The organism is Micromonospora sp. DT62 (assembly GCF_049847285.1).
GTDB classification, from domain to species: Bacteria; Actinomycetota; Actinomycetes; order Mycobacteriales; family Micromonosporaceae; genus Micromonospora; species Micromonospora reichwaldensis.
Map to the genome: position 1 here is coordinate 36,147 of NZ_JBNCOB010000003.1, position 26,478 is coordinate 62,624.

General features: G+C 74.3%; 23 protein-coding genes. 15 read left to right on the plus strand and 8 right to left on the minus strand.

Going from position 1 to position 26,478, the window contains the following annotated elements; genetic code table 11:
• Positions 1-21: 21 nt before the first annotated feature.
• From ACPXCB_RS06115 to ACPXCB_RS06135, 5 genes are all read right to left on the minus strand, one after another.
• Positions 22-984, minus strand: coding sequence for a DUF1702 family protein (locus ACPXCB_RS06115; protein WP_425872963.1), 963 nt, complete (start codon positions 982-984; stop codon positions 22-24).
• 183 nt (positions 985-1,167) lie between these two features.
• Positions 1,168-2,163, minus strand: coding sequence for a DUF1702 family protein (locus ACPXCB_RS06120; RefSeq protein ID WP_425872965.1), 996 nt, complete (start codon positions 2,161-2,163; stop codon positions 1,168-1,170).
• A 136-nt stretch (positions 2,164-2,299) separates the two neighbouring features.
• On the minus strand, positions 2,300-2,896 hold the full coding sequence (locus ACPXCB_RS06125; protein ID WP_425872967.1) for a copper resistance CopC family protein: 597 nt from the start codon (positions 2,894-2,896) through the stop codon (positions 2,300-2,302).
• A 5-nt stretch (positions 2,897-2,901) separates the two neighbouring features.
• Positions 2,902-3,480 (minus strand): hypothetical protein, encoded by a 579-nt coding sequence (locus ACPXCB_RS06130; protein ID WP_425872969.1) that lies wholly within the window; start codon positions 3,478-3,480, stop codon positions 2,902-2,904.
• Between the two features lie 113 nt (positions 3,481-3,593).
• Positions 3,594-4,667 (minus strand): carboxymuconolactone decarboxylase family protein, encoded by a 1,074-nt coding sequence (locus tag ACPXCB_RS06135; protein ID WP_425872970.1) that lies wholly within the window; start codon positions 4,665-4,667, stop codon positions 3,594-3,596.
• Between the two features lie 195 nt (positions 4,668-4,862).
• Here ACPXCB_RS06135 and ACPXCB_RS06140 point away from each other — a divergent pair, with 195 nt between their 5' ends.
• From ACPXCB_RS06140 to ACPXCB_RS06165, 6 genes are all read left to right on the plus strand, one after another.
• Positions 4,863-5,924: an SDR family NAD(P)-dependent oxidoreductase gene (locus ACPXCB_RS06140; protein WP_425872972.1), complete on the plus strand. Its 1,062-nt coding sequence runs from the start codon at positions 4,863-4,865 to the stop codon at positions 5,922-5,924.
• A 435-nt stretch (positions 5,925-6,359) separates the two neighbouring features.
• Entirely contained in the window at positions 6,360-6,929 is a 570-nt protein-coding gene (locus ACPXCB_RS06145) for a DUF5987 family protein (protein WP_425872974.1), read from the plus strand.
• Positions 6,926-8,560 carry an FAD-dependent oxidoreductase gene (locus ACPXCB_RS06150; RefSeq protein ID WP_425872976.1) on the plus strand — a complete coding sequence of 545 codons (1,635 nt, stop codon included), beginning with the start codon at positions 6,926-6,928 and terminating at the stop codon, positions 8,558-8,560. The genes ACPXCB_RS06145 and ACPXCB_RS06150 overlap by 4 nt, the downstream gene beginning before the upstream one ends.
• A 101-nt stretch (positions 8,561-8,661) precedes the next feature.
• Positions 8,662-9,750, plus strand: a complete 1,089-nt coding sequence (locus ACPXCB_RS06155; RefSeq protein WP_425873415.1) for a carboxymuconolactone decarboxylase family protein — start codon at positions 8,662-8,664, stop codon at positions 9,748-9,750.
• A complete protein-coding gene (locus ACPXCB_RS06160; RefSeq protein ID WP_425872977.1) occupies positions 9,734-11,500 on the plus strand; it encodes a DHA2 family efflux MFS transporter permease subunit in 1,767 nt (588 codons plus the stop codon). The genes ACPXCB_RS06155 and ACPXCB_RS06160 overlap by 17 nt, the downstream gene beginning before the upstream one ends.
• Before the next feature lie 162 nt (positions 11,501-11,662).
• Positions 11,663-12,457, plus strand: a complete 795-nt coding sequence (locus ACPXCB_RS06165) for a TIGR03084 family metal-binding protein (protein ID WP_425872979.1) — start codon at positions 11,663-11,665, stop codon at positions 12,455-12,457.
• A gap of 438 nt (positions 12,458-12,895) precedes the next feature.
• On the opposite strand, the gene ACPXCB_RS06170 is transcribed toward ACPXCB_RS06165, so the two are convergent.
• From ACPXCB_RS06170 to ACPXCB_RS06180, 3 genes are all read right to left on the minus strand, one after another.
• Positions 12,896-13,351: an SgcJ/EcaC family oxidoreductase gene (locus ACPXCB_RS06170; protein WP_425872981.1), complete on the minus strand. Its 456-nt coding sequence runs from the start codon at positions 13,349-13,351 to the stop codon at positions 12,896-12,898.
• A 132-nt stretch (positions 13,352-13,483) separates the two neighbouring features.
• Complete coding sequence (locus ACPXCB_RS06175) at positions 13,484-15,076, minus strand: GMC family oxidoreductase (RefSeq protein ID WP_425872982.1); 1,593 nt, start codon at positions 15,074-15,076, stop codon at positions 13,484-13,486.
• 106 nt (positions 15,077-15,182) lie between these two features.
• A complete protein-coding gene (locus ACPXCB_RS06180; RefSeq protein ID WP_132238214.1) occupies positions 15,183-16,364 on the minus strand; it encodes an acyl-CoA dehydrogenase family protein in 1,182 nt (393 codons plus the stop codon).
• 423 nt (positions 16,365-16,787) lie between these two features.
• Between ACPXCB_RS06180 and ACPXCB_RS06185 the strand changes: the two genes are divergently transcribed.
• The 9 genes from ACPXCB_RS06185 (at position 16,788) to ACPXCB_RS06225 (ending at position 26,252) form a co-directional block, all read left to right on the plus strand.
• Positions 16,788-17,255 (plus strand): SgcJ/EcaC family oxidoreductase, encoded by a 468-nt coding sequence (locus ACPXCB_RS06185; RefSeq protein ID WP_311413376.1) that lies wholly within the window; start codon positions 16,788-16,790, stop codon positions 17,253-17,255.
• A 37-nt stretch (positions 17,256-17,292) separates the two neighbouring features.
• On the plus strand, positions 17,293-17,778 hold the full coding sequence (locus tag ACPXCB_RS06190) for an SgcJ/EcaC family oxidoreductase (protein WP_425872985.1): 486 nt from the start codon (positions 17,293-17,295) through the stop codon (positions 17,776-17,778).
• 71 nt (positions 17,779-17,849) lie between these two features.
• Positions 17,850-18,650 carry an SAM-dependent methyltransferase gene (locus ACPXCB_RS06195; RefSeq protein WP_425872987.1) on the plus strand — a complete coding sequence of 267 codons (801 nt, stop codon included), beginning with the start codon at positions 17,850-17,852 and terminating at the stop codon, positions 18,648-18,650.
• 56 nt (positions 18,651-18,706) lie between these two features.
• On the plus strand, positions 18,707-20,050 hold the full coding sequence (locus ACPXCB_RS06200; protein ID WP_425872989.1) for a nucleotide disphospho-sugar-binding domain-containing protein: 1,344 nt from the start codon (positions 18,707-18,709) through the stop codon (positions 20,048-20,050).
• Between the two features lie 181 nt (positions 20,051-20,231).
• Positions 20,232-21,386: a DegT/DnrJ/EryC1/StrS family aminotransferase gene (locus tag ACPXCB_RS06205; protein WP_425872991.1), complete on the plus strand. Its 1,155-nt coding sequence runs from the start codon at positions 20,232-20,234 to the stop codon at positions 21,384-21,386.
• A 57-nt stretch (positions 21,387-21,443) separates the two neighbouring features.
• Positions 21,444-22,508, plus strand: a complete 1,065-nt coding sequence (locus ACPXCB_RS06210) for a glucose-1-phosphate thymidylyltransferase (RefSeq protein ID WP_425872992.1) — start codon at positions 21,444-21,446, stop codon at positions 22,506-22,508.
• A gap of 59 nt (positions 22,509-22,567) precedes the next feature.
• Entirely contained in the window at positions 22,568-23,872 is a 1,305-nt protein-coding gene (gene rfbH, locus ACPXCB_RS06215; protein WP_425872994.1) for a lipopolysaccharide biosynthesis protein RfbH, read from the plus strand.
• Positions 23,873-23,922: 50 nt separating this feature from the next.
• Positions 23,923-25,269 carry a nucleotide sugar dehydrogenase gene (locus ACPXCB_RS06220; protein ID WP_425872996.1) on the plus strand — a complete coding sequence of 449 codons (1,347 nt, stop codon included), beginning with the start codon at positions 23,923-23,925 and terminating at the stop codon, positions 25,267-25,269.
• Positions 25,266-26,252 carry an NAD-dependent epimerase/dehydratase family protein gene (locus tag ACPXCB_RS06225; protein ID WP_425872998.1) on the plus strand — a complete coding sequence of 329 codons (987 nt, stop codon included), beginning with the start codon at positions 25,266-25,268 and terminating at the stop codon, positions 26,250-26,252. The genes ACPXCB_RS06220 and ACPXCB_RS06225 overlap by 4 nt, the downstream gene beginning before the upstream one ends.
• Positions 26,253-26,478 lie beyond the last annotated feature (226 nt).

Consider the following 26,478-nt stretch of genomic DNA (forward strand, 5'->3'; position numbering starts at 1 on the left):
CCGCGGGGTGGGGCGCCACGGTCAGCACCGCCCCTCGAACTCGGCGGCGATGGCCTGGCGCCACCGCTCGTAGGCCGGCGTGCCGCCGTCCTGCCCGCGGGGCAGGGTCACGTCGGTCACCTTCGACGCCTCGGCGGTGGACATGCCGCAGAACACCTGCGTGGCGACCTCGTTGTGCGGGACGACCAGGCCGGCGCGCACCCGGGCCCCGGCCGCGAAGGCGCTGCCCTGGGCGAGGTCCACCCGGTAGTCGCCGGCCCGGTCGCGGAACCGGTGCAGGTCCGCCTCGGTGGCTCCCCCGGCGTAGGTGGCGGCCAGGCCCGCCCCGGCGTACAGGTCGGCCCGCCGGTGCGCGGGGAACGCGGCGAAGATCTCCGTCACCCGGTCCACGTCCGTGCCGCCGACGAACCAGGTGGCCCGCCCGATGCCCTGGTCGATGACCCGGTCGGCGTACTCGCGCGGGCCCTCGGCCGGCCACGGGAACCGCGGGTGGCGGTACTGCCCGTACACGTACCGGTCGGTGTGGAAGTACGCCTGGTGGAAGCCGTAGCCGTCGAGCACCAGCCACCGCAGCAGCGGGTCCGGGGCGTACAGCTGGCCCCAGCGGATCCGGGGCACCCGGGCCATCGCCCAGCCCACGCCGACGTACGCCATGTAGACGTGCGCGTCGCCCCGGCCGGCGAGCAGACCCGCCACGTGCCGGGGGCGGCCCGGCCGCAGCGCGTCCCGGACGGCGAAGCCCATCGCGGCGCCCTCGTACGCGAAACCACGAAAACGCGTCGGCACCGTTTCCAGGCGGCGTTCGGCCGCCGCGGTCGTCGGCGCCTCGGCGGCGTATCCGTAACCGGCGAGGAATGAGGCGCCGACGGTTTCGAGCAGCGCCTTCGATTCCTCGTTCTTCACGTGGAATCCGCGCACGTCCATTTTCGTCTCGGAGATATTTGGCGTCAGGATTCTGCGCCGCAGATCACGCAGGCTCTGCATGGCACGTTCCCCCAAAGGGTCGGTGTTTCCGTTTACCGGGGATGGACATCCATTTCGATGATGGCAAGCGCGGGAAGGATTGATTTCTTCAACCTTGCGCACTCGTCGCAACTATCCGGAACATTCACGTGCATCGCCGGGATGCGGCGGCACGGCGACCGTCCGGGACGACACGGGCGATTCTCAGCGACCGTGATTGATGCCGGCCGGCTCGAAGTGCGCGCGGACGTTGCGCCGCCACACCTCGTACGCGGGCAGCGGCCCGGCCGGCTCCGCGCGGACCGCCACGTCGTCGGCGAGCGCCGCGGCGGCGGCCACGGACCGGCCGCCGAGCGCGTGCATCGCCGCCTCGCTGTGCGCCGGCACGTGCCCGGCGTGGCTGCGGGCCTTGGCGGCGAAGACCGCGCCCTGGGCCAGGTCCGGCGCGCACGGGCCGGCGTCGGCGCGCAGCGCGGCGAGCGCCTCGGCGTCGGCGCCGCCGGCGAAGGTGGCGGCGAGCCCCACCCCGCTCCACAGGTCGCCGTGCCGGTCGGCGGCGAAGGCCCGCACGGCCCCGGCCACGTCGGCGGTGCGGGCGCCGTGGATGAACCACAGCGCCCGGCCGAGGCCCTGGTCCGTGGCCCGGAGGAAGTAGTCCCCGTGGCCCTGCCAGGGGTACGTCGCGAGCCGTTCCTGCCGGGTCACCCACCGGTCGAGGTGGAAGTAGGCGCGGTCGAACCCGTAGCCGTCCACGGCCAGCCAGGTCATCGTCGGGTGGTACGGGGAACCGGTGAGGTCCGGCACGACGTGCCGCCACAGGGGTCGCGGCAGGCGTGCCATCGCGAACCCGATGCCGATGTAGGCGAGGAAGAGGTGCGGCGCGCCGGGGCCGCGCAGCAGGTCCCGGGTGCGGGTGCCGCGCCGGGGCCCCATCACGTCGAGGATGGTGCAGGCCATCGTGGCGCCCTCGTAGGCGAAGCCGAGCAGTTCCCGGTCGACGAGCGCGAGCCGGCGCTCCAGCTCCCACGGGTCACGGGTGTCGATGCCCCACTCGAATCCGCAGACGACCGACTGCGGAACCGCCTCCAGCCGGCGGGTGACCTCCGTGGCGGGGCCGGGGAAACCCCGACGCGCGAAGGTCACCTCCGCGAGCGTCGGCGCCATCAGCAGTCGACGCATGGAGCCCAGTACCGTCGGCATGGCAGATCCCCCTGTCGTTACGACGACGCCGGCCCCGGCCGGCGGGTGACTTCATCGTCACGCCGCGCCGGCCGGGGCCGCGTCTTCTGCTGTGCGCTCATCCACCGCCACGGGCGGGGGCCGCCCGGCGGGCGGGTCACGGGCCGGTGACGGGCCCCCTTCCCCGCTGCGGACGGAGGAACATCAGCAGCAGGGCCACCGCGACGAGGCCCAAATCGAGCAGGAGGAGCACGCCGTTGATGCCGTCGATCCGGGCGTGTTCGTGGCCGGCGTTCGCGGCCTCGTCCCCGATCGGCGCGGCGACGGGCCCGGCCGGGACGGCGCCGGGGGTCACCGTGAAGCCGGCCAGGCCGGCGACCTGCCGACCGTCGGGCAACAGGGCCCGGTAGGCCACGCGGTAGGCGCCCGGCCCGGCGTCGCGTACCCGCACGGCCAGGCGGCCGTCGCGGACGGCCGGTTTCCCGATCGAGACGACCGCCCCGGTGGGTCCGGTGACGGCCAGGTGCACGTTCTCGGCCGACTCGGCGCCGCCGAGCGTGAGCGTCACCTCGGCGGGCGCCACCCCGACGACCGACCCGTCGCCCGGGTTCAGCATGAACCTCCGGCTCTCGGCCGGAGTGCCGAAGGCCAGCAGCGCCACGATCGACAGCACGATGCCGACCGCGACGGCGATGGCCGCCCGCTGCACCGCCCCGACGGACGTGGGCGGTGCGGGCGGACGGGAACCGTCCACGGTGGTCATGACGGCTGGGCCGCGACCTCGGGCTGCCGGCAGCTGCACGACATCAGCTCCGCCTCCGCCGGGGAGGGCCGCAGGTGCAGGTACATCGCGATCACCATCGGCACGAAGACGACCGTGTTGTAGAACAGGTGCAGCTCGACGCGGGGGATCACGACCTGGAGCAGGCTGGTGGGCACGGGGCTGTCGAACAGGTGCCGGCCGGTCTGCGCCTGCAACAGCAGCAGCAGGTGCTCGATGTGGTGCCAGAACTGGATCGCCAGGGCGGCGGTCCACCAGCTCCGGCTGCGCCCGACGAAGCCGGGACGCAGCATCCACAGCCCGACGAGCATCACGATGGCGTAGCCGTAGTGCAGCCACTCCGAGCTGACCAGCCACGGGAACGGCATGCCGAGCACCCCGCGGGCCTCGGGCCGCGACCAGCCCAGGCCCCAGATCTGGTACGCCTGCACCAGGTGCTCGGCCCAGTGCGCCAGCACGATCACGAGAAAGGCGTTCAGAGCCGCCCGATGGTACGCGCCGTTGAGTGTCGCCCAACGCCCGGAAGCTCCGGGCAGGGTCGCCTGGTAGCTGGTCACGTTTCCTCCTTGGAAGGGTCACGGGCGCGAGAGACACCACGCCCCTCACCCAGCGTGTCGACTCCGACACGCCGACACGTCTCCAATGTTGCGCAGTTCGGGTCGGGAATCCGTCAGACCGGCTCGGGCGAGCCGGCGGGGGCGTACCAGGTGCCGACCCGGCGGGCCGCCGCGAAGCTGGCCCAGGCCACCGCGTCGACCAGGGCCGCGTCGCCCGGCTGGTGGCGGCGGAACTCCGTGACCACCTCCTCGTCGACCTGGTAGGAGGCGAACACGGTCAGCAGGGCCAGGCGGCCGGCGGCCCGCTGCGCCTCGGGCAGCGGCGCGATCAGCCGCTCGCACCACTGTCGACTCAGACCGGTCTCCTCCCCCCGCCAGACGTCGAGGCGTTCCGCGACCAGCTCCCGGACCGCCGGCGGGACCGCCCGCTCGCCGGCCGCCTCGAACGCCGCGTACGCACGGGCCATCGCCCCGGCCACGTGCGGGCTGCCCGCCGCCCAGGCGGCCTCCGCCGGCAGCGGCGCCGGCGGCAGCAGCTCCACCGAGCGGCCCGGTTCGCGGGCGTCGCGCAGCGTCCCCTGCAACACCCAGCCGATGCCCCGCTTCAGGCGCCGGCGCGCCCGCGGCGTCAGCCCCGGCGGGAGCAGGAAGTTGGAGAGGAACACGTTGACCACGCGGGCGATGTAGTGGAAGCCCACCACCACGCCGACCAGCTCCGGGCGGTCCCGCTCCGGAAACGGCAGGACCGGCCGCGACGTCTGCGGCTGGTGTGCCGTACGGCCCCACTCCGCCGCCACGCGGATGCGCCGGTCGGCGATCTCGGTGAGCCGGTCGGCCACGATCGCCTCCGCGTCGTGCTCCGTGGAGAGCTCGTAGAGCCCGACACTGTGCATGTCCACGCAGTACGGGCAGATGTTCGCCACGGACACCGCGGCGGCCACCGCCTCCTTGGTCGCCCGGTCCACGTTCTCCGTCGGCAGCAGCGGCTCCCGCATCACCATCCAGTACGCCGCCAGCACCTCCGGCGACGGGGAGTGCAGCTGCGCCGGCGGCACCACCAGCTGCATCTCCTGCGCGACCTGCCGGTAGACGGCGTCCACCAGGCCCCGCGCGGACCCCTGCGGCACCGGCGTGACGTAGTTGACCTGGCGCTGGACCACCGACGAGGCCACCCGACGAGCGATCATGATCTGCCTCCTGCTCTGCGCCGCCCCGCCGGACGGTCACGACGACGGCTCCCACGACTGCGGCAATGCCAGTATTGGGAGTCCGGGGGCGCAGGCAACGCCATCGACGCCTGTTGAGCACCCTGGGAGAAGGAGGGCCCGGCGGCGCCCGCCCATGATGGGCGACGACCCAGTCCCCCACCCGCGGGAGTCGCGATGCTGGTCCTGGTAACCGGTGGCACCGGATTCATCGGCTCCCACTCGACGGCGGCCGTCCTCGACGCCGGGCACCGGGTCCGGCTGCTCGTGCGCGACCCGGCCCGCGCCCGGCGGGTGCTGGCGGCGCTGGGCGCCGACGCCGGGCGCGTGGAGCTGGTCACCGGCGACGTCACCGACCCCGCCGACGTGGCCCGGGCCGCCGACGGCTGCGCCGCCGCGCTGCACGCCGCCGGCGTGTACAGCTTCGACTCGCGGGACCGGGCGCGGATGCGGGCGGTCAACCTCCGCGGCACCGAGGTGGTGCTCGGGGCGGCGCGGGCGGCGGGCCTCGACCCGATCGTGCACGTCTCCACCTTCGGCGCGCTGCTGCCGGCCACGGGATCGCCGTTGACCGTCGACTCCCCGGTGGGCGCGCCCCGGGAGGCGTACCTGAGCAGCAAGGCCGCCGCCGAGCACGTGGCGCGTCGGCACCAGGACGACGGGGCGCCGGTGGTCATCACCTATCCGCTGGCCTCGCTCGGGCCCGACGACCCGCACCTGGGCGACCAGACGACCCGGGTACGCAACGTGCTGCGCGGGTTGATGCCGCTGTGGCCGACCGGTGGCTTCCCCGTCGGCGACGTGCGGGACGTGGCCCGGCTGCACGCGGCGGTGCTCGAACCGGGGCGCGGCCCCCGCCGTTTCCCGGCCCCCGGCCGGTACGTCACGACCCGGGAGTTCGTCGACGCGCTGCGCCGGGTCACCGGGCGGGCCCTGCCCACCCTCCGGCTGCCGGCCCCGGCCCTGCTGCCGATGGGCCACCTGGTCAGCGCGGCGCAGCGGCTCTCGCCCGTGCACCTGCCCGCCGAGCACGGCGCCATCTACCTGTGCGCCACGGCCCGCCCGATGGACGGCGCGCCCACCGAGGAGCTGCTCGGGCCGGCGAGCCGGTCGCTGGACGAGACCCTGACCGACACCGTGCGCTGGCTGCACCGGACCGGGCGGCTGAGCCGCCGGCAGGCCGGGCGCGCCGCGCTCCCGGCGACCGCCCCGCCGCGCCGCGCCACCGAACCGGCCTGACCCCCGCCCCGGCCCGGCCCCCGACCCGTCCGGACTACGCCCGCGCCGCCGGGGCACCGGGCCCGCCCACGCGTGGGCCGGTGTCCGCCGCCCGCCCGGGACGGCCCGCCGTGTCCGCCGCGCGCAGCGGCCAGCGCCGTCCGCGTGGAACGGGGCGCGGAAATTGTGCGCCCGCCGCCGTTCGCAATTTCCACGCCAATCGTCCCGGCCGTCGGGAAATCGGCCTCAGCAAAACAGAAGATGCGTCCCACCTGCGCCGGTAGCCACGATGATGCAGAACTTCGCGCACCGTCCACGCCGCACGGAAAGCATTCCGGGCGACCACCATTTCAGCCCTTGCATCCGTCGCCCTAGCGGGCGGTGGTCAAGGCTGCCCGAAAAACGCCCTGGCGGGACCGGTAACCGACGCGCCCGCCCCAGAAGGAGGTAGCCGCCGTGCAACCGGAAACACCCGAGGAGCAGCAGGCACGCGTGCTGACGCTGGAAGCGTTCGCCGACACCATCGTCCCCGGGGCGAAGCGGTCCGCCGACGACCGGGCGATCGCCGGCGTCTCGACCGACGGCGGCGCCGTCGAGTGCGGGGCGCTGGCCCTGATGGAGGACCCGGCCGGCGGGTTGTCGCTGATGCTGGGGACGCTCAGTGAGGCCCTCAACGCGCACGCGACCGGGTACGCCGAGGCGAACGGCCTGACCCTCGACCCGGCGGTGCCGCCCTTCGTCGCGCTGGCGTTCGACCACCGCACCGCGCTGCTGAGCCACCTGCTCGCCCCGGACAACCCGGAGAAGGAGATGTGGGTGGGGCTCGCCCTGTTCAGCAACATGGCCTACGACAGCGCCGCCCACATGAACACGCTCGACGCGCTCGCCGCCGGGCATCCGGGGCTGCTGGCGATTCGCATCACCCAGCCCGACGACGACGGGCTGTGGCGGTTCCCCGAGTACTCGTACGGACGCCCGCTGTCGCGACTGCACCCACACACCACCCCCACAGGGAGCCCGGCATGACCAGTAGCGCAAGCACCGACGTCGTGGTGATCGGCAGCGGCTTCGGCGGCGCGATCCCGGCCTACCACCTGGCCGCGGGCGGGGCGCGGGTGGTGGTCCTGGAGCGCGGACCGTGGCTGTCCAGCGAGGAGTTCGACCACGACTTCAAGCTCGGCTCGTCGTACACCCGGATCTTCGACTTCACCGTCGGCGACGGGATGAGCGTGCTCGGCGGCAACTGCGTCGGCGGCGGCAGCGTCGTCTACTTCGCCACCATGCCGCGCGCGCCGCAGTTCGTCTTCGAGCGACAGGGCAGCATCGGCCGCCGGATGTGGCCGGCGGCCATCACCCGCGCCACGCTCGACCCCTGGTACGACCGGGTCTGCGAGTCGCTGCCGGTGACGATGCAGAGCTGGGACAAGGTGCCGTACGCCGGCGGCCTCTTCGCGGCGGCCTGCGCGCACGCCGGGCGCACGGCCAACCCGGTGCCCTCCGCCGTCGACGTCGACAAGTGCACCAACTGCAACTGGATGATGGCCGGGTGCCGCTTCGACGCGAAGCGCTCCCTGCTGCTCAACTACCTGCCGGCCGCCCTGGCGCACGGCGCCGAGATCCGGCCGTTGCACGAGGTGCAGCACCTCTCCCGCACCGAGGACGGCGGGTACCGGGTGCACTACCGCATCGTCGACGCGGAGGACTACCGGATCCTGCACGACAGCGGGACGATCGACGCCAAGATCGTCATCGTGGCGGCCGGGGCCGGGGCCACCCCGGTGATCCTGCAACGCTCGGAGCCCACGCTGGGCACGATGCCCCCCGCCGTCGGCCGGTACTTCTCCGGCAACGGCGAGCGGCTCAACACGGCCGTCTTCGACGACGACCGGGTCCGGGAGGTGCTCGGGCTCAGCCGCCCCAACGGAAAGGGCTACGACGCCAACCAGATCGGCCGCGGGCCGACGGTGGCGACCTGGGACCGGCTCGACCCCGACCTGCCCGAGTACGAGCGGTACTCGCTGGAGCAGCTCTTCTTCCCGCTGGGGCTGGGCACGATCCTCGCCCAGGTGCCCGACGCGCAGGGCCCGAGCTGGTTCGGCCTGGAGAAGAAGGAGATGCTGCGCCGCTGGCAGTCGTGGCTGACGCTCTTCACGATGTCGGAGGACGACAACGAGGGCGTCTTCGGGCCGCCGCCGGCGACGGGCAACGCCGACCGCATCTCCCAGCAGATGCTCGGCCGGGGCCCGTTGCGCTACCGGCCCACCGCCAACACGCTGCGGGGCTGGGCCGCCGCCGACGCGGACGCCCGGGACATCCTGGAGCGCGACGGGCTGGCCCGGGTGATGCCGTGGACCAACGACGTGGTCGGCGCGTACACGGTGCACCCGCTGTCGTCCTGCCGGATCGGCGACGACCCGGCGACGTCGGCCCTCGACGACCGGCACGAGCTGCGGCAGCACCCCGGCATCTTCGTCACCGACGGCTCGGCGGTGCCGGGCGCGCTCACCGTCAACCCGGCCCTCACCATCGCCGCGCTGGCCGAACGCGCCGTGCCCGGCATCGTCCGCGCGGCGCAGCAGCGGGGCATCGACGTCACCTACCACGGCTCGCTGCCCGACGGCACGGTCACCACGGTGCCCCAGGTCGTGCCCAGCTAGGACCACGACGGGCCGGGGGCGCGCCCCGCCCCCGGCCCCGGCCCGCCCGACCAGGAAGGAAACCGATGGGCAGGCGACTGGCTCGGGTGACGAGCCGCACCATGCTGACCCACGTCCGGCACGTGACGCCGGTCGCCCCGGAGGCCGCCGACGGGCCCGTCGCGCGGGTCTACCGGCAGATGGCCGACGACTTCGGCGTCCTCGCGCCCCCGGTGCTGCTGCACTCCCCCGCCCCCGACGTGCTGCGGGCCTGCTGGCTGATGCTGCGCGAGACGCTGCTCGCCGAAGGGCTGGTGGGCCGCGAAGCGAAGGAGGTCGTCGCCGCCGCCGTCTCCGAGAGCAACCGGTGCCCGTACTGCGTGGAGGTGCACGGCGCCACGGCGGCCGGGCTGCTGGGCGACCCGGGCGGGTGGCGGGGCGCCGGGGTCGGCGGGATCGGCGACCCCCGGCTGCGGGCCCTGGCCGAGTGGGCCCGACACAGCGGGGACGCCAGCGCGGCACGCCGCCGTCCCCCGCCGTTCCCCGCCGCGCACGGACCGGAACTGATCGGCGTGGCGGTGGCCTTCCACTACCTGAACCGGATGGTGAGCGTCTTCCTCCAGGACTCCCCGTTGCCGCCGGCGCCGGCCGGTATCCGCGCCGGTGTCCGGCGGACGGCCGCCCGCATCATGGGGGCGCTGGCGCGCGCCGGACGGCCACCCGGCCGCTCCCTGGAGCTGCTGCCGCCCGCGCCGCCGGAGACCGACCTGGCCTGGGCCGTCGGCCAGCCGCACGTGGCCGCCGCCTTCGCCCGGGCCGGCCAGGCGGTCCACCACGCCGGTCAGGCCGCCCTGCCGGAACACGTCCGGCAGCGGATCCTGACCTGCCTGGCCGGCCCGCCGCCCCCGGAGCCGGCCGGCGGCCGGTGGTTCGACGCCGCCGTCGCCGAACTGGCGCCGGCCGAGCGACCCGTCGCCCGGCTGGCGCTGCTGACCGCGCTCGCGCCGTACCGGGTGACCGACGCCGACGTCGCCGCCTGCCGCGACGGCGGCGCCGACGACGCCGCGCTGGTCTCGGTCACGGCCTGGGCGAGCCTCACCACGGCCCGCCGGATCGGCGCGACCCTGTACGAGGACGGCCACCGGCCCGCCCCGCTCGGCGTACCCGACGCCGACGCCGAGCAGGAGGCGTCGCGTGCGGAGCAACCGTGACCCGGAGCGGGGTGCCGAGGCGGTGACGCCGCCGCGACCGGTCAACCCGTGGGCGGCCCTGCTGGTGCTGTGCCTCGGCAACTTCCTCATCCTGCTCGACACGAGCATCGTCAACACCGCCGTGCCGGACATGATGCGGTCCCTGGACACCGGGATCGACAGCATGCTCTGGGTGCTGAACGGTTACCTGCTGGCGCTGGCGTCGCTGCTGATCGTCGCCGGGCGCCTCGGCGACCTGTTCGGCCCGCGTACCGTCTTCATGGCCGGCATGGCGCTGTTCGCGGTGGCCTCGGTGCTCTGCGGGGCGGCCCAGTCCCCGGGGCAGCTCATCGCCGCGCGGGTGGTGCAGGGCGTGGGCGCCGCGGCGCTGCTGCCGCAGGCGCTGGTCCTCATCTCCGGCATCTTCCCGGCCGCGCGGCGGGGCGCCGCCTTCGGGATCTTCACCGCCGTCGCGGGCGTGGCCGCCGTCAGCGGCCCCACCCTCGGCGGTCTCGTGATCACCCGGCTCGGCTGGGAGTGGATCTTCTACCTGAACGTGCCGCTCAGCGTGGTGGGCGTCGCCCTCGCCTGGTGGCTCGTTCCCGACCTGCGCACCCGCCGGCCGCGCCGCCTCGACGTGGTCGGCGTGCTCCTGGCCACCGCCGCGCTGGTGGGCCTCATGTACGCCCTCATCGAGGGCGAACGGCACGACTGGGGCACGGTACGCGGGCCCGTGAGCATCCCGGCGATCCTGGCCGTCGCGGCGCTGTGCGGAGTCGTCTTCGCGCTGCGCCAGCGCCGGCAGCGGGAGCCGCTCGTCCCGCCCAGGCTGTTCCGCCTCGGCAACTTCGGCCCGGCGACCCTGATCACGCTCGTCAGCTCCTTCGGGCTGTACGGCTTCCTGCTGGTCTTCGTGATCGAGACGCAGGCGCTGCTCGGCATGAGCCCGCTGGAGTCGGGCCTCGCCGCGCTGCCCTGGACGGTGGTGCTCAGCGCCGTCGCGCCGGTCGCCGGGCGGCTCACCGACCGGCTCGGCGGCCGGCGCCTGCTCGCGGGCGGGCTCACCGTGTACGCGCTCGGCGTGCTGGGCATGGCGCTGCTGGTCACGCCGCACTCCACGGCCGGGACCTTCGTCCTACCGCTGGTCGCCGTCGGCATCGGCATGGGGGCGTCCATCGCGCCGACCACCACCGAGGCGATGCGCCACGTCCCCGCCCCACTGGCCGGCGCCGCCGCGGGCGTGCTCAACACCGCACGGCAGGTCGGCGGCGCGCTCGGCGCGGCCGTCGTCGGCGCCGTCCTGCAACACCGGCTCGCCGACACCCTGCCCGAGGCCGCCCGCGCGGCGGCGGCGCAGTTGCCTCCCGAGGCCCGGGCGGACTTCCTGCACGGCTTCGGCGGGGCCGCCGGGGAGGGCGTCAAGCTGGGCGCCGGCCAAGCGGGCGGGTTCGTCGTGCCGCCCGGGACCCCGCCGGAGCTCGCCGACCGGTACCGCGACGTGGCCGCCGGCGCGTTCGCCGACGCGTTCCTGCCCGCCGTCCGGCCGGCCCTGGGGGTGGTGGTGGGCGTCCTGCTGCTCGGCGGGCTGTTCGCCCTCCGGCTACGCGGGCGCCCGGCCGGCCACGAGGCGGAGCCGCCGGTCGACGGCACGCCGCCGCCCGACGGCGGCCCGGGCCGCGCGGCCCCGGAGGCGGTCGGACCGGGACGTGGCCGCCGGTCGCGCTCCGCACAGTGGGAGAAGACACCCGGCACGCCACCCGCCGATGATTGATGCGCCGGCACCGACCCGATCGGCCGGCTCCCCCGTCAACCGCCGGCCGTACGGCGCCGGCGACGTGCGCCACCGCACCGGCCGAGGTCACCCCCCGCGACGAAGCCCGGGGCCCGCATCGTCCGTCCGGGTGGGGCGGCACCGCATCGAGAGGATGAGCGCGTGGCAGAACAGGACGTGTTCGCCGCCCTGGAGGCCGAGGGCGACGACGTCGACCGCATGGTCGCCGAGCTGGACGACGCCGGGTGGCGGACCCCCACCCCCGCCGAGGGCTGGACGGTCGCGCACCAGATCGCCCACCTGACCGCCACCTTCCGGATGGCCGGCCTGGCCGCCGCCGACCCGGACGGTTTCCAGGCCCTCATGTCGCGCATGAGCGGCGACTTCGACGCGAACGTGCACGCGGCCATGGCTCCGTACCTGGCCGAGGCGCCGGCGGCGCTGCTGGCCCGGTGGCGCGAGGAGCGGACCCTCGCCGAGAAGGCCCTCGCCGCCGTCCCGGTGGGACAGCCGGTGCCCTGGCTCGTCCGGCCGCTCCCGGCGCCGGTGCTCGCCGCGGCGGGGATGATGGAGCTGTTCGGGCACGGCCAGGACATCGCCGACGCTCTCGGCGTACGCCGCCGCCGCACCGACCGGCTCCGGCCGCTCGTCGAGTTCGCGGTCCGCACCTGGGACTTCGGCTACCTGGCACGGGGGCTGGAGGTGCCGAGCAGCACGTTCCGCTTCGTCATCACCGCCCCGTCGGGCGCGGTCTGGTACTTCGGACCGCCGGACGCCGAGCAGATCGTCAACGGCACCGCCGAGGACTTCTGCCTGCTGGTGACCCGGCGTCGGCACCGCGACGACCTGTCGCTGACGGCCATCGGCGCCGAGGCCCACCACTGGCTGGACATCGCCCAGGCGTACCGGGGGCCGGCCGGCCCGGGGCGGCGGCCGGGACAGTTCGCCACCTCCTGACGTCCCGTGCGCCCCGGCCGGACCGCCGGGGCGCACGGGCCACCCCGCGACCACGGCCGAGCGCCGTGGTCGCTTCCGTGTGCCCGGCCCCACCATCGCGTACCGCCTGCGGCCGACCGGGGTCGGCACCAGGGCACGGCGCGACGGCGGACCAGGACCAGGGCCGGGGCCACGGCGCCGCGAGCACGCCAACCCACCGGGCCCGGCGGGCCTCGTCCCGGGAGGCGGCCGGAGGGCGGCCGGGCCGCCGGACGTACGACGAACCGCCGCCGGCGGGCCGGCGGCGGACGCGGTGGGTCCGGACGGTGAGGTTCCGGGGCGGGTGCCGGAGGAGCCGGACGCGGGATACGACGCGACCCGGGCCCGGTAGCGGGACGCGGCCGGCCGGAGCCGGTCGTCGCCTCCCGCGCCCGGGCCCGGGTCGACGGGTGGGCCGGGTCAGCCCCTGACCGGGCTCGACTGGTAGGACAGGACCCGCCAGTCGTCGTCGACGCGGACGGTGACGAAGACGATGCGGCTGCTCCGCTCGGGGGCGACCTCGGTCTCGCCGGCCAGCAGGATGCCGCCCTCGGCGACGATCAGGGCGGAGTCCCGGTGCAGCATGCTGATCTCGACGGGCTCGAAGGTCATCCGGGCCCCCTTGTACGGGCCGGCGAACGTGTCGGTCAGCCAGGCGCGGATCTCGTCCCGGCTCTGCAACTGGTCGTCACCCATCAGCATGCTGCCGTTGTCGGTGAACATCTCGGCGATGGCGTCGGCGTCGTTGGCGTCCCAGTTGGCCCGCACCCGCAGTGGCGCGGTGAACGCGTGGCCCTCCTCCCCGTTGCTGTACGCCCCGTAGTGCTTCGCCCACTGCTTGGACTGCTCGACCAGCGACGCTGCCTTGTTGGTCATGGTGTGCTCCTCTGCCGGGTGTCGGATGTGAGTGGTCGCCGCCGCTCCGGTCGCGTCGGCGCGGGTACCGCTGGTGGTCGCCGCCTCGGGCCACGGCCGGTCGCGTCGCCGGCCGCGGCCCCGCCCGACGCGCTACCGCGCCGGGCCCGCCGCACCGGCGGCCAGCGCGGGCTCGGTGGCCGCGGCCACCCCCTTGATCAGGTCTGCGGCCTTCTCGCCGATGGCGATGGTCGCGGCGTTCGGGTTGCCGCTGACCAGGCGGGGCATCACGGACGCGTCCGCGACCCGCAGCCCGTCGACGCCGAGGACGCGCAGCTGCGCGTCGACCACGGCGCCCATGGCGCAGGTGCCGGCCGGGTGGTAGATGGAGTGCGCGTACTGGCGGACGTAGTCCCGCAGGTCGGCGTCGGACTCCGACGCCGGCGGCCGGAACGGACGCTCCGTGTACGGCGCGAGGGCCGGCTGCCGGGCGATGTCCAGCCCGATCCGCAGCGCGGCCACCGCGTCGTCCAGGTCGGACTCCTCCGCGAAGTAGTTGTGCACGATCTTCGGCTTCGCGGTGGGGTCGGCCAGGGCGAGCAGCACGCTGCCCCGGCTGCGCGGCGCCAGCATCGACGGACCGTAGGACAGGGCGTGGTCGGTGGGCGTGCCCAGGCCGTTGTCGGCGAACATCACCGGCGCGGAGAGGAACTCCACGTCCGGCGCGGCCAAACCGTCGGAGGTCCGGACGAACCCGCCGGCCTCGGGGCCGTTGGAGGTCATCGGCCCCCGCCCCTCGGACATGAACTGCTCGAGGTCGGCCGGGGTGCCGGCGGCGATCAGGCTGACCGGGTGCGAGTGGGCGTAGATCAACGGCACCAGGACGTGGTCCTGGAGGTTCTGCCCGACCTGCGGCTGGTCCAGCACGACCGGCACGCCGAGCGCCCCGAGCAGCGCCGCCGGCCCGATGCCGGAGAGCATGAGCAGCTGCGGCGAGTTGTACGCCCCGCCGGACAGCACCACCTCCCGCTCGGCCCGGATCTCGACGTCCTCGCCGAGCCGCTGGCCCACCACGCCCACCGCCCGGCCGTTCTCGATGAGCACCCGGTGCACCTGGAGGTTCACCTCGACGGTGAGGTTGGGCCGGTCGGCCACGGGGTGCAGGAAGGCGGTGGCGGTGCTGGCCCGCCTGCCGTCGCGCTGGGTCAGCTGGAACAGCCCGAAGCCGTCCTGCTGGGCGCCGTTGAAGTCGTCGTTGGCACCGAAGCCCGCCTCCTGGGCGGCGGCGACGAAGGCGGCGGACATCGGGTTGCGGGACCGTCCGTCGGAGACCCGCAGCGGACCGCCGGCCCCGTGGTACGCCGACTCGCCCCGCTCGTTGTCCTCCGACCGCTTGAAGTACGGCAGCAGCTCGTCGAAGCTCCACCCGGGCTGGTGCCACCCGTCGAAGTCGGACCGGTGGCCCCGGACGTAGATCATCGTGTTGATCGAGCTGGTGCCGCCCAGCACCCGGCCGCGGGGCAGGTAGATCCGGCGACGGTGCAGGTGCGGCTCGTCGTGCGTGTCGTAGTCCCAGTCGAGCTGGGTGCGGAACAGCTGACCGAACGCCACCGGAACGTGCACGTTCTGCGCCGTGTCCGCCGGGCCGGCCTCGACGAGGCAGACCCGGACGTCGGGATCCTCGCTCAGTCGCGCGGCCAGCACGCAGCCCGCCGATCCCGCCCCGACGATTACATAGTCGTACATCCACCCCTCCTCGTCGCGTGCCCGCCCGCAGGCGTGACATCAGCGCAGCTGGTACGGATCCGGGGCGGCACCCGGCGTCGCCGGGTGCCGCCGCCCGGGCCCGGTGTCAGATGTAGAAGCTGTTCGGCTCCAGGCCGCAGAGCACCCGGCCGTAGAGCTCGAAGTTGGTCTGCGGGGTCATCAGGGCGTGCAGGTTGACCGTGTGCACGTCCCGGGCGATCCGCTGGATCGGCACCGAGCTGTAGACCGAGGAACCGCCGCTGGCCAGGGCCAGCACCTCCACCGCCTCGCGGCCCAGCTGGCAGACCGCGCCCACGTCGGCGCGGGAGCGGACCCGCTCCTCGAGCGTCCACGGCTCGCCCGAGCGGCCCTTGCTGTCGGTCAGGTCCGCGACCCGGTAGCCGTGGAACTCGGCCTGGTCGGCCTTCAGCGTCGCCTCGGCCACCTGGAGGTGGGTCACCGGCGCCTCGGCCTGGCTGCCGTAGTCGGTGTAGGTGATCTTGCGACCGGGCAGCCGCTCGAAGAACACCTCCCGGGCGGCCCGGGCCAGCCCGATCACGGTGCCGACCGAGGACGCGGCGGCGACGCCGAGCAGGGGCGCCCGGTACATCGGCGACTCGGCGTTGAGCTTCGAGGCGTACTGGCCCTGAAGCACGGCCGGCAGCGGCAGCACCCGCTCCTGCGGCACGAAGACGTCCCGGGCGACGGTGGTGACGCTGCCCGAGCCCCGCATCCCCGCGGTGTGCCAGTCGTCGACGACCTCCAGGTCCGACATGGGCACCAGCATCATGAGGGGCATCGGGGTGCCGTCCGGCGCCGCCCCCATCGCGATGATCTCCTGCCACTGGCTGTGCAGGGCACCGCTGATGAAGCCCCACTGGCCGTTGAGCAGCACGCCCCCCGGCCGGGGCTGCGCGTTGCCGGTCGGGCTCAGCGTGCCGCAGACCCGCACGTCGGGCGTGCCGAAGACCTCGTCCTGCACCTCGTCGGGGAACATCCCGACCATCCAGCCCGGGATGCACCACACCGAGGCGGTCCAGGCGACGGAGCCGTCACCCCGGGCCAGCTGGGCCGTCACGTCGGTCAGCGTCCGGGTGTCCGACTCGTACCCCCCGTACCGCTTCGGGATCCGCATCCGGAACAGGCCGGCGTCGGCCATCGCCTCGACCACCTCGTCGTGCATGCGGCGGTTCTCCTCGGACCAGCTCGCGTGCTTCTGCAACAGGGGCACCAGCTCCGTCGCGCGACGCACCAGTTCCGTGCCGGGCACCGTCTGGGTGACGTCCACCCTGACCTCCTCGATAATCGTCGGTTCGGCGGTTACACCACCGCCGCGTGACCGCCGGGCACACGGCACGGGACCGGGCCAGCGGGGGCATCCGCCCCGGTCGCGTCCGGTCCGGCCAGCCGTCACCGGCGGCGGGCGGCGCGGTCGCTCGGGGCGCGCCCCGCCTGGGGTGGCCCTGGCATCGTCTGCTCCCGCCGGAGGTCGACGCATCTCCGCAAGTGCGGTGTCGCGGGATTCGCCGCCGCCGACCCCCGCTCCCGCCCCGCTCCGACCGCCCGGCGCGACGGCCTGCCCGCCCTGCCCGGCAGCGCAATCAGAGAGATGCAGTCGGTGACGGGCCCCGGCAACGATTCGGGGTAGCGATCACGACCGGTACCCGGCGTCGGCGCATCCCGCCGCCCGAACCGACGAAGGAGCACCCCCATGACCACGACCACCCAGGCCAACCGACCCGACCTCGACGCCTACTACGGCCCCTTCACCAGTGAGAAGGAGAAGGAGGCCCTCGGCGTTCCGCTGCGGCTGGTCGCCGCCTGGAGCCGCAACGACGCCGCCGGCGTCGCCGACAGCTTCACCGAGGACGGCATCCTCATCCTCCCCGGCGACGTCTACAAGAAGGGCCGCGACGAGATCTACTCGTTCATGGCCGCCGCGTACGCCGGCCCGTTCAAGGGCACCGGCGTCACCGGCAACCCCGTCGACGTGCGGTTCGTCAACGACGAGGTCGCCCTGCTGCGCACCCACGGCGGCATCCTCGCCCCCGGCGAGACCGAGATCGCCCCGGAGCTCGCCGTCCGCTCCACGTGGGTCGTCGTCAAGCGCGACGGCGAGTGGAAGCTCGCCGGCTACCAGAACAGCCCGCGCGGCGCCGGCGCGACGCTGCGCTGGTGACCGTCCATCCCCCCGTGACGATCGGCAAGGAGCACCCATGACCACCAAGGCAGCGTCGCGGTGGGGCGACGCGACGGAGATCCTCGAGGCCGCCCGCGTCGCGGAGGACCACTCCTACTACCGGGAATTCGTCAGCGACGACGAGAAGGCCGTCCTGGCCGTACCGCAGCTGATCCAGGCCGCGTGGAAGGCCAACGACCCGGACTTCTTCGCCGACCTCTTCGCGGAGAACGGCAGCCTGCTCATGGGCGACGAGCAGCTGACCAGCCGCGACGAGATCCGCGCCTTCATGACCAAGGGGTTCGCGGGCCCGTACCGGGGCGCCTACGTCAAGGGCTACCCGGTGTCGGTGAGCTTCCTGCACCCGGACGTCGCCATGGTGGTCACCGGCGGCGGCATCATCCTCGCCGGCGAGAGCGAGGTCGCCCCCGAGCGGCACATCCGGGCCACCTGGATCATCGTCCGCCAGGACGACGGCCGCCCGCTGCTGTTCTCGCACCAGAGCAGCCCCGTCACCGGCTGACCCCGGGGGCCGGCCCCGACGGGGCCGGCCCCCACCCGCACGCCCAACCAGCGACGTACGAGGAGAGACCGATGTCGACAGAACCTGCCCAGTCCGTGGAGCGGCCGTCGCCGGCGCGGATGTACGACTACTTCCTCCACGGCACGAACAACTACCCGGTGGACCGGGCCGCGGCGGAGGCCGTGATCGGGCGGGTCGGACAGACGCTCACCCGCGACGTGGTCTGGGAGAACCGCCGGTTCCTGGGCCGCGCCGTCCGGCACCTCGCCGAGGAGTGCGGGATCCGGCAGTTCATCGACGTCGGGGCGGGCCTGCCGAGCCAGGAGAACACCCACCACGTGGCGCGGCGGGCCGTCGCCCAGCCCCGGGTGATCTACGTGGACAACGACCCGGCGGTCGCCGAGCACGGCAAGCGCCTGCTCACCGAGGACGAGCGGGCCAACACCGGGATCTTCACCGCCGACCTGCGCGACCCCGGCTCGATCCTCGACCACCCGGACACCAAGTCCCTGATCGACTTCTCCCAGCCCGTCGGGGTGCTGTTCATCGCGGTCTTCCACTTCGTCCGGGACAGCGAGGACCCGAAGGGCATCATCCGGGCCTTCCGCGACCGGATGGCGCCCGGCTCGTACCTGGCCCTGTCCCACCTCTGCGTGGAGGGCGGGCCGGACGAGGAGCGCCGGATGATGGAGGACAGCTACCGCAACGCCACCGCGCCGATGGTCTACCGGACCGCCGCGCAGATCGCCGACCTCTTCGAGGGCTTCGAGCTCGTCGCGCCCGGGCTCGTGCCGACCGGCCGCTGGCGGCAGGACGACCCCGACGCCACCTCCACCGACCGGATGTACGCCGGGGTGGCCCGCAAGCTCTGACCCGTTCCGCCGACCGCCGCACCGCACCCACCAGGACCGCACAACCGAGGAGAGACATGCGCGTCGTGTTCGCCCTGTGGCCCAACCCGGCCCACCTGTACCCGCTGGTTCCGCTCGCGTGGGCGTTGCAGAGCGCCGGCCACGAGGTCCGCGTCGCGTCCCACCCCGTCCTGGCGGAGAGCACGCTGGCGGTCGGGCTGACCCCGGTCGCGGTCGGCGACCCGGAGATCATGCCGATGGGCCCCGGTCGGCCGCAGCCGCGCAGCGTCAAGCAGCGGCTCGACCGGATCACCGAGGCGCTGGAGCTGACCCCGGCGGACAAGGAGGTCTGGGACGTCTTCTACCAGTTCATGCTGCCGTCCATGTGGGACTTCCACCCGGTCGGGTCCACCGCCCGCGACCCGCACCCGGTCCTCGACGACCTGGTCGCCTTCGCCCGCGACTGGCAGCCCGACCTGGTGCTCTGGGACCCGTGCTTCCCGGCCGGCGCGGTGGCGGCGCGCGTCGCCGGTGCGGCGCAGGCGCGGCTGCTCTGGGGGCTGGACTACTTCGCCTCGACCATGGACCGCTTCGCCGAGGCCGCCGCCCGACCGGGCCCCGGCCCGGAGGAGAACCCGCTGGTCGAGACCATGCGGCCGGCCGCCGAGCGGTACGGGCTGGAGATCGACGACGAGCTGCTGCTGGGCCAGTGGACCGTCGACCCCACTCCCCCGGGCGTACGCCTGCCCACCAGCGTCCGGACCGTGCCGACGCGCTGGGTGCCCTACTCGGGGCAGACGGTGCTCCCCCGCTGGCTGCACCACCGGCCGGAGCGGCCCCGCGTCGCGCTCTCCCTCGGGCTGTCCCAGCGGATGTACTTCAAGGGCGGCTGGGACCACGTGCCCGGCCTGCTGGAGATGGTCTCCGACCTGGACGTCGAGGTGGTCGCGACGCTCAACGCCGACCAGCTGGCCGGCATGCCCGCCCTGCCGAAGAACGTCCGCGCGGTGGACTACCTGCCCCTGACCCAGCTGCTGCCGTCCTGTTCGGCGATGGTGCACCACGGCGGCATGGGCACCTTCGCCAGCGCGGTGGCGCTGCGGGTGCCGCAGCTGATCACCGACTCCGACGACGACAACGGCATGATCACCATCGAGGCCGACGGCCTGGAGTGGTCGATGGCCACGAAGCACATCGAGTCGTCGGTGACCGCCCGCTGCGTCGCCGGACGCGGCGCGGGACTGGTCCTTGACATCAAGAACCTCTCCGTGGACGCGATGCGCAAGCAGCTCGTCCGCGTGCTGGACGAGCCGGCGTTCCGGCAGGGGGCCGACTCCCTCTACGACGACCTGCTCGCCACGCCCAGCCCGACCGAGACCGTCCCGGTGCTGGAGAAGCTCACCCGGCGGTACCGGGCCTGACCCGGCACCGCCGTCGCCGCCGGCGGGCGGGCCCCTGCGCACGCCCGCCGGCACCGTCCGCTCCCGCACCGCCCGCCCGCGGCCCACCCGGGCGGCGCCCCGCGCCGCCCCGCTGCCGGCTGCCCGCCGCCGCCCCCGCGTCGCCGCCGGTGCACGGGCGTCCTCGACGACAGGAGAAGCGATGATCAACGTCTTCCAGCCGACCCTCGGCGCCGAGGAGCTCGACGCCGTGCGCGCCGTCTTCGACAGCAGCTGGCTGGGGCACGGGCCGCGCACCAGGGAGTTCGAGCAGGAGTTCGCCGCCCACGCCGGGCTGGTGCCCGAGCGGACCATCTTCATCAACTCGGCCACGGCCGGGCTCTTCCTCGCCGTGGAGCTGCTGGCGCTCGGGCCCGGTGACGAGGTGGTGCTGCCCTCGATCAGCTTCGTCGGCGCCGCCAACGCCATCGCCTCGGCCGGCGCCCGGCCGGTCTTCTGCGACGTCGACCCGCGCACGCTCAACCCCTCCGTCGCCGACGTGGAGCGGGCCCTGACCGCCACCACGAAGGCGGTGATCCTGCTGCACTACGGCGGCGTTCCCGGCGAGGTGGCCGAGATCGCCGAGCTGTGCCGCCGGCGCGGGGTCGCCCTGGTGGAGGACGCGGCGTGCGCCGTCGCGTCGACCGTCGACGGGCGTCCCTGCGGCAGCTTCGGCGACATCGCCATGTGGAGCTTCGACGCGATGAAGATCCTGGTCACCGGCGACGGCGGGATGCTGCACGTACGCGACGCGGAACTGGCCCGGCGGGCCCACCGCCTGGCGTACCACGGCCTGGAGCACGCCAGCGGCTTCTCCGCCGCCGGCAAGGGGGTGCCGCACCGCTGGTGGGAGCTGGACGTGCGGGAGTTCGGCCGCCGGGTGGTCGGCAACGACCTCACCGCGGCGGTCGGCCTGGTCCAGCTCCGCCGCCTGCCCGGGTTCGTCGCGCGTCGGCGGGAGATCGCCGCGGAGTACGACCGCCTGCTCGCCGACGTCGAGGGCGTCCGGCTCCCCCCGCCGTTGCCCGCCGGGCAGCGCAGCTCGCACTACTTCTACTGGGTGCAGCTCGACCCGGAGATCCGCGACCAGGTGGCCGCCGACCTGCTCGACCTCGGGATCTACACCACGTTCCGCTACGCGCCGCTGCACAAGGTGTCCGCGTACGGCGCCGGCCGGCACCTGCCCGGCGCCGACGAGGCGGCACGGACCACCCTCCTCCTACCGCTCCACCAGGGACTGGACGATGCAGACGTACGAACGGTCGTCGACGGCCTGCGCAAGTCCGTCGAGCAGCGGCAGGGCGGCACCCGTGACTGACCCGACGGCGCGGCCGGTGGCCGGCCCACCCGGGCGGCCAGACGCCGGGGGGAGGCGATGAAGGCCCTGGTGCTCTCCGGCGGCGCCGGCACCCGGCTGCGCCCGCTGAGCCACTCGATGCCCAAGCAGCTCGTCCCGGTGGCGAACAAGCCGGTCCTGGAGCACGTGCTGGAGAACGTCCGCGACGCCGGGGTGACCGAGATCGGCGTGATCGTGGGCGCCTGGGCCGACCAGATCGGCGAGGTCCTCTCCGACGGCTCCCGCCTCGGGGTGCGGCTGACCTACCTGCGTCAGGACCGGCCCCGCGGGCTGGCCGACTGTGTCCGGCTGGCCCGGCCGTTCCTCGGCGACGACGACTTCGTCATGTACCTCGGCGACGTCATGCTGCCCGACGGCGTGGCCCGGTACGCCGACCAGTTCCGCCGCCACCGGCCGGCGGCCCAGGTGCTCGTGCACAAGGTCGACGATCCGCGCGCCTTCGGCATCGTCGAGCTCGACCCCGACGGCACGGTACGCCGCCTGGTGGAGAAGCCCCGGCAGCCGCGCGGCGACCTCGCCCTGGTCGGCGTCTACTTCTTCACCCCGGCCATCCACGCCGGCGTCGACGCCATCACGCCCAGCGCGCGCGGCGAGCTGGAGATCACCGACGCGGTGCAGTGGCTGGTCACCAGCGGCGCCGAGGTGCGCGCCAGCGAGTACGACGGGTACTGGCGCGACACCGGCCAGGTGGCGGACCTGCTGGCCTGCAACCGGCACCTGCTCGACAGCCAGCCGCGCGCGGTCGCCGCCGGCAGCGTCGACGGGGCCAGCGAGCTGACCGGCGCCGTGGTCGTGGAGCCGGGCGCCCGCATCGTCGCCAGCCGCGTCGAGGGGCCGGTGGTCATCGGCGCGGGCGCCGTGGTCGAGGGCTGCCGGATCGGCCCGCACACCGCGATCGGGCCCGGCTGCCGGCTCGTCGACGCCGAGGTGGCCGACTCGATCGTGCTGGCGGACGCCTCGATCACCGCCGTCCGTGGGCTGCGCGGCTGCCTGATCGGCCGCTCCGCCACGGTCAGCCTCAGCCCGGCGGCCGGGAGCCGGCTGGTGGTCGGCGACCACAGCCGGATCGAGTTCGCCGCATGACGCCCGTACGGCCGCCGACCGACGCCCCCCTGCCGGGCACGATCCGAGAGGAAGATGGGATGAGCGACCCCAAGGCACTGCTGCTGGACAGCGTCCGCAAGTACCACCAGGAGGTCCACCAGGAGCGGCCGTTCGTCCCGGGCGAGACCGAGATCTGGCCCTCGGGCGCGGTGCTGGGCGCCGAGGAGCGGGTGGCGCTGGTCGAGGCCGCACTGGACCTGCGCATCGCGTCCGGGCAGAACGCCCGCCGGTTCGAGTCGGCCTTCGCCCGCAAGCTGCGGGTCCGCAAGGCGCACCTGTGCAACTCCGGCTCCTCGGCCAACCTGCTGGCGGTCTCGGCGCTCACCTCCGCCCAGCTCGGCGACCGGCGGCTGCGCCGCGGCGACGAGGTCATCACGGTGGCGGCCGGGTTCCCCACCACGGTCAACCCGATCCTGCAGAACGGGCTGGTGCCGGTCTTCGTCGACATCGAGCTGGGCACCTACAACGCCACCGTCGAGCGGGTGGCCGCCGCGATCGGCCCGAAGACCAGGGCCATCATCCTGGCCCACGCGGTGGGCAACCCGTTCGCGGTCGCCGAGATGGCGCAGCTCGCCAAGGAGCACGACCTGTTCCTCATCGAGGACAACTGCGACGCGGTCGGTTCCTTCTACGACGGCCGGCCCACCGGCAGCTTCGGCGACCTGGCCTCGGCGAGCTTCTACCCCGCGCACCACATGACGATGGGCGAGGGCGGCTGCGTGGTCACCAACAACCTGGCCCTGGCCCGGATCGTGGAGTCGCTGCGCGACTGGGGCCGGGACTGCTGGTGCGACCCGGGCAAGAGCAACACCTGCATGAAGCGGTTCGAGCACCAGCTGGGCACCCTGCCCGAGGGCTACGACCACAAGTACATCTACTCGCACGTCGGGTACAACCTGAAGACCACCGACCTGCAGGCCGCCCTGGGGCTGGCCCAGCTGGCCCGGGTCGACGAGTTCTGCGCCGCCCGGCGGCACAACTGGCGGCGCCTGCGCGAGGGCCTGGACGGGGTGCCGCACCTGCTGCTGCCCCACGCCACGCCGCGCAGCGACCCGAGCTGGTACGGCTTCGTGATCACCGTGGAGCCGGGGGCGCCGTTCGACGTGCCCGAGCTGGTGGGCTTCCTGGAGGATCGCAAGATCGGCACGCGGCGGCTGTTCGCGGGCAACCTGACCCGCCACCCCGCGTACGCCGACCAGCAGTACCGGGTGGTCGGCGAGCTGACCAACAGCGACATCGTGACCAGCCAGACCTTCCACGTCGGGGTCTTCCCCGGGCTCACCGACGAGATGATCGACTACGTCGTCTCGTCCATCCGGGAGTTCGTCAAGACCTACGGCTGACCGGCGGGATCCCGGCCTGGGACCCGGCAGCTTCCCTGATTGGAGCACAGATGGGCGTTCTGTCCGACCGACGAGATCCTCGGGTGGCGGTCGTCGGGCTCGGCTACGTCGGGTCCTGCATCGCCGCGGTCCTGGCCGAACGGGGCCTGGACGTGGTGGGCGTGGACGTCGACCCGCACCTGGTCGACGAGTTGCGCGCCGGGCACTGCCGGTTCGAGGAGCCCGGCCTGCCGGAGCTGGTCCGCGCCGGCATCGAAAGCGGCCGGCTGCGGGCGACCACCGACTACGCGGCGCTGGCGGAGACCGACGTCGTCCTCGTCACCGTCGGCACGCCGGTGCGCCGCGACGGCTCGCTCGCCGACGAGCAGCTCCGCGGCGCCTGCGTCGAGCTGGCCCGCCACCTGCGACCCGGCCAACTGGTCGTGATCAAGAGCACGGTCCCGCCGGGCACCACCCGGGACTTCGTCCTGCCGCTGCTGGAGCGCGGCGGGCTGAGCGGCGGCAAGGACTTCGGGATCGCCTTCACCCCGGAGCGGCTCGCCGAGGGCACCGCGCTGCGGGAGCTGCGGACCTTCCCCATCGTCGCCGGCGGCCTGGACGCCGACAGCACCCGGGCGGCCGGCGGGTTCTGGCAGCGGGCGCTGGGGGTGGACGTGATCCCGGTGGACTCGCTGGAGGCGGCGGAGATCGTCAAGCTCGCCGACAACTGGTGGATCGACCTCAACATCGCGCTCGCCAACGAGCTGGCTAAGTTCAGCGCGCTGTTCGACGTCGACGTGCTGGACGTGATCGCCGCCGCCAACAGCATCCCGAAGGGCAAGAGCAACATCAACATCCTGCTGCCCAGCGTCGGGGTGGGCGGCTCCTGCCTGACCAAGGACCCCTGGATGGTCTGGCACTCGGCGCGGGAGCGGGGACTGGAGATCCTCACCGCGCCGGCCGGCCGGCAGGTGAACGCGGGAATGCCGGGTTACACGGCGCGCCTGGTCATGGACGAGCTGGCCGCGCTCGGCAGGCCGGCGGAGACGGCGACGGTGACCGTGCTGGGGCTGGCGTTCAAGAACGACACCGGCGACCTGCGGGCCACCCCGACGCTGCCGGCCGTCGCGGCCCTGCGCGAGGCCGGCTGCGAGGTCCGCCTGCACGATCCGCTGGTCGACCCGGACGAGGCGGAGAAGCTCTTCGGGATGCGGCCGGTCGCCGACCTCGACGAGGCGGTGCGGGGCGCGGACTGCCTGGCCGTCCTGGCCCACCACCGGCGGTTCACCGAGATCGACTACGCCGCGCTGCCGGTGGCCCGGCCCTGCCTGGTGCTCGACGGGCGCGCGTACTTCCCGAAGGACAGGATCGCCGGGCTGCGGGCCGCCGGGTACCACTACCGGGGGATCGGCCGGTGAGCGCGCGGGTGGTGGTGACCGGCGGGCACGGCTTCATCGGCGGCCACCTGGTGGACCGGCTGCTGGAGCGCGGCGACGACGTCACCGTCTTCGACGGCCCGGCGCCGCCGGTGGGACGCTCGCCGGCCGCGGCGCACGCCCGGCTGGTGGAGGGCGACGTGCGCGACCCGGGCCGGCTGGCCGAGGCGATCACCTCCGGGGTCGACGTCGTATACCACCTGGCCGCCGTGGTGGGCGTCGACCAGTACCTGTCCCGCCCGCTGGACGTCGTCGACATCAACTTCACCGGTACCCGCAACGTGCTGGACCTGGCCTCCCGCGCCGGCGCCCGCGTCGTGCTCGCCAGCACCAGCGAGGTCTTCGGCAAGAACCCGGCGGTGCCGTGGGCGGAGGAGGACGACCGGGTGCTCGGCGCGACGTCCGCCGACCGCTGGACGTACTCGTCGAGCAAGGCCCTCACCGAGCACCTGACGTACGCCTTCGCCCGGCAGCACGGGCTGGCGGCCACCATCGTCCGCTACTTCAACGTCTACGGTCCCCGGCAGCGCCCGGCGTACCTGGTCAGCCGCTCCGTGCACCGGGCGTTGAACGGGCGCCCGGTGGTGGTCTACGACCAGGGGCGGCAGACCCGCTGCTTCACCTTCGTCGACGACGCCGTCGCCGGTACGCTCGCCGCCGCCACCAGCCCGGCGGCGCTCGGCGAGTCGTTCAACATCGGCAGCATGGTGGAGAACACCATCGGCGAGGTGGCGGAGCTGATCGGCACGCTCACCGGCACCGCCGCGGTGACCGACGTGGACACCAGCCGGGCGCTGGGCAGCGCCTACGAGGACCTGGCCCGGCGGATCCCGGACACCACGAAGGCGCGCACCGTGCTGGGCTGGAAGTGCGAGGTGCCGTTGCGTACCGGCCTGGAGCGGACGGTGCACTGGGCCCGGGAGAACCCGTGGTGGTTGGCCCTGCCCGACACCGGCGCGAACTGACGTCCCGACACCGAGGCGCCGCCCGACCCGCCGGGGTCGGGCGGCGCCGTCGTGCGCGCACCCGGTCCGCCGGCGCCGCCTGACGGGGACGCGGGTCCCGCCGGGCGACCCGCGCCAGCTCCGGGTGCCGCTCGGACGTACGCGAACGGCGTGGGGGGGGGGGGGGGGGGGGGGCCCCCCCCCCCCCGCCCCCCCGCCCCCCCCCCCCCCCCCCCCCCCCCCCCCC

Excerpts from the sequence above, each read along its gene's own strand:
- ACPXCB_RS06115 (WP_425872963.1), bottom strand. The coding sequence starts at position 984 with ATGCAGAGCCTGCGTGATCTGCGGCGCAGAATCCTGACGCCAAATATC.
- ACPXCB_RS06120 (WP_425872965.1), bottom strand. The coding sequence starts at position 2,163 with ATGCCGACGGTACTGGGCTCCATGCGTCGACTGCTGATGGCGCCGACG.
- ACPXCB_RS06135 (WP_425872970.1), bottom strand. The coding sequence starts at position 4,667 with ATGATCGCTCGTCGGGTGGCCTCGTCGGTGGTCCAGCGCCAGGTCAAC.
- ACPXCB_RS06140 (WP_425872972.1), top strand. The coding sequence starts at position 4,863 with ATGCTGGTCCTGGTAACCGGTGGCACCGGATTCATCGGCTCCCACTCG.
- ACPXCB_RS06150 (WP_425872976.1), top strand. The coding sequence starts at position 6,926 with ATGACCAGTAGCGCAAGCACCGACGTCGTGGTGATCGGCAGCGGCTTC.
- ACPXCB_RS06155 (WP_425873415.1), top strand. The coding sequence starts at position 8,662 with ATGCTGACCCACGTCCGGCACGTGACGCCGGTCGCCCCGGAGGCCGCC.
- ACPXCB_RS06170 (WP_425872981.1), bottom strand. The coding sequence starts at position 13,351 with ATGACCAACAAGGCAGCGTCGCTGGTCGAGCAGTCCAAGCAGTGGGCG.
- ACPXCB_RS06175 (WP_425872982.1), bottom strand. The coding sequence starts at position 15,076 with ATGTACGACTATGTAATCGTCGGGGCGGGATCGGCGGGCTGCGTGCTG.
- ACPXCB_RS06185 (WP_311413376.1), top strand. The coding sequence starts at position 16,788 with ATGACCACGACCACCCAGGCCAACCGACCCGACCTCGACGCCTACTAC.
- ACPXCB_RS06190 (WP_425872985.1), top strand. The coding sequence starts at position 17,293 with ATGACCACCAAGGCAGCGTCGCGGTGGGGCGACGCGACGGAGATCCTC.
- ACPXCB_RS06195 (WP_425872987.1), top strand. The coding sequence starts at position 17,850 with ATGTCGACAGAACCTGCCCAGTCCGTGGAGCGGCCGTCGCCGGCGCGG.
- ACPXCB_RS06200 (WP_425872989.1), top strand. The coding sequence starts at position 18,707 with ATGCGCGTCGTGTTCGCCCTGTGGCCCAACCCGGCCCACCTGTACCCG.
- ACPXCB_RS06205 (WP_425872991.1), top strand. The coding sequence starts at position 20,232 with ATGATCAACGTCTTCCAGCCGACCCTCGGCGCCGAGGAGCTCGACGCC.
- ACPXCB_RS06210 (WP_425872992.1), top strand. The coding sequence starts at position 21,444 with ATGAAGGCCCTGGTGCTCTCCGGCGGCGCCGGCACCCGGCTGCGCCCG.
- rfbH (WP_425872994.1), top strand. The coding sequence starts at position 22,568 with ATGAGCGACCCCAAGGCACTGCTGCTGGACAGCGTCCGCAAGTACCAC.
- ACPXCB_RS06220 (WP_425872996.1), top strand. The coding sequence starts at position 23,923 with ATGGGCGTTCTGTCCGACCGACGAGATCCTCGGGTGGCGGTCGTCGGG.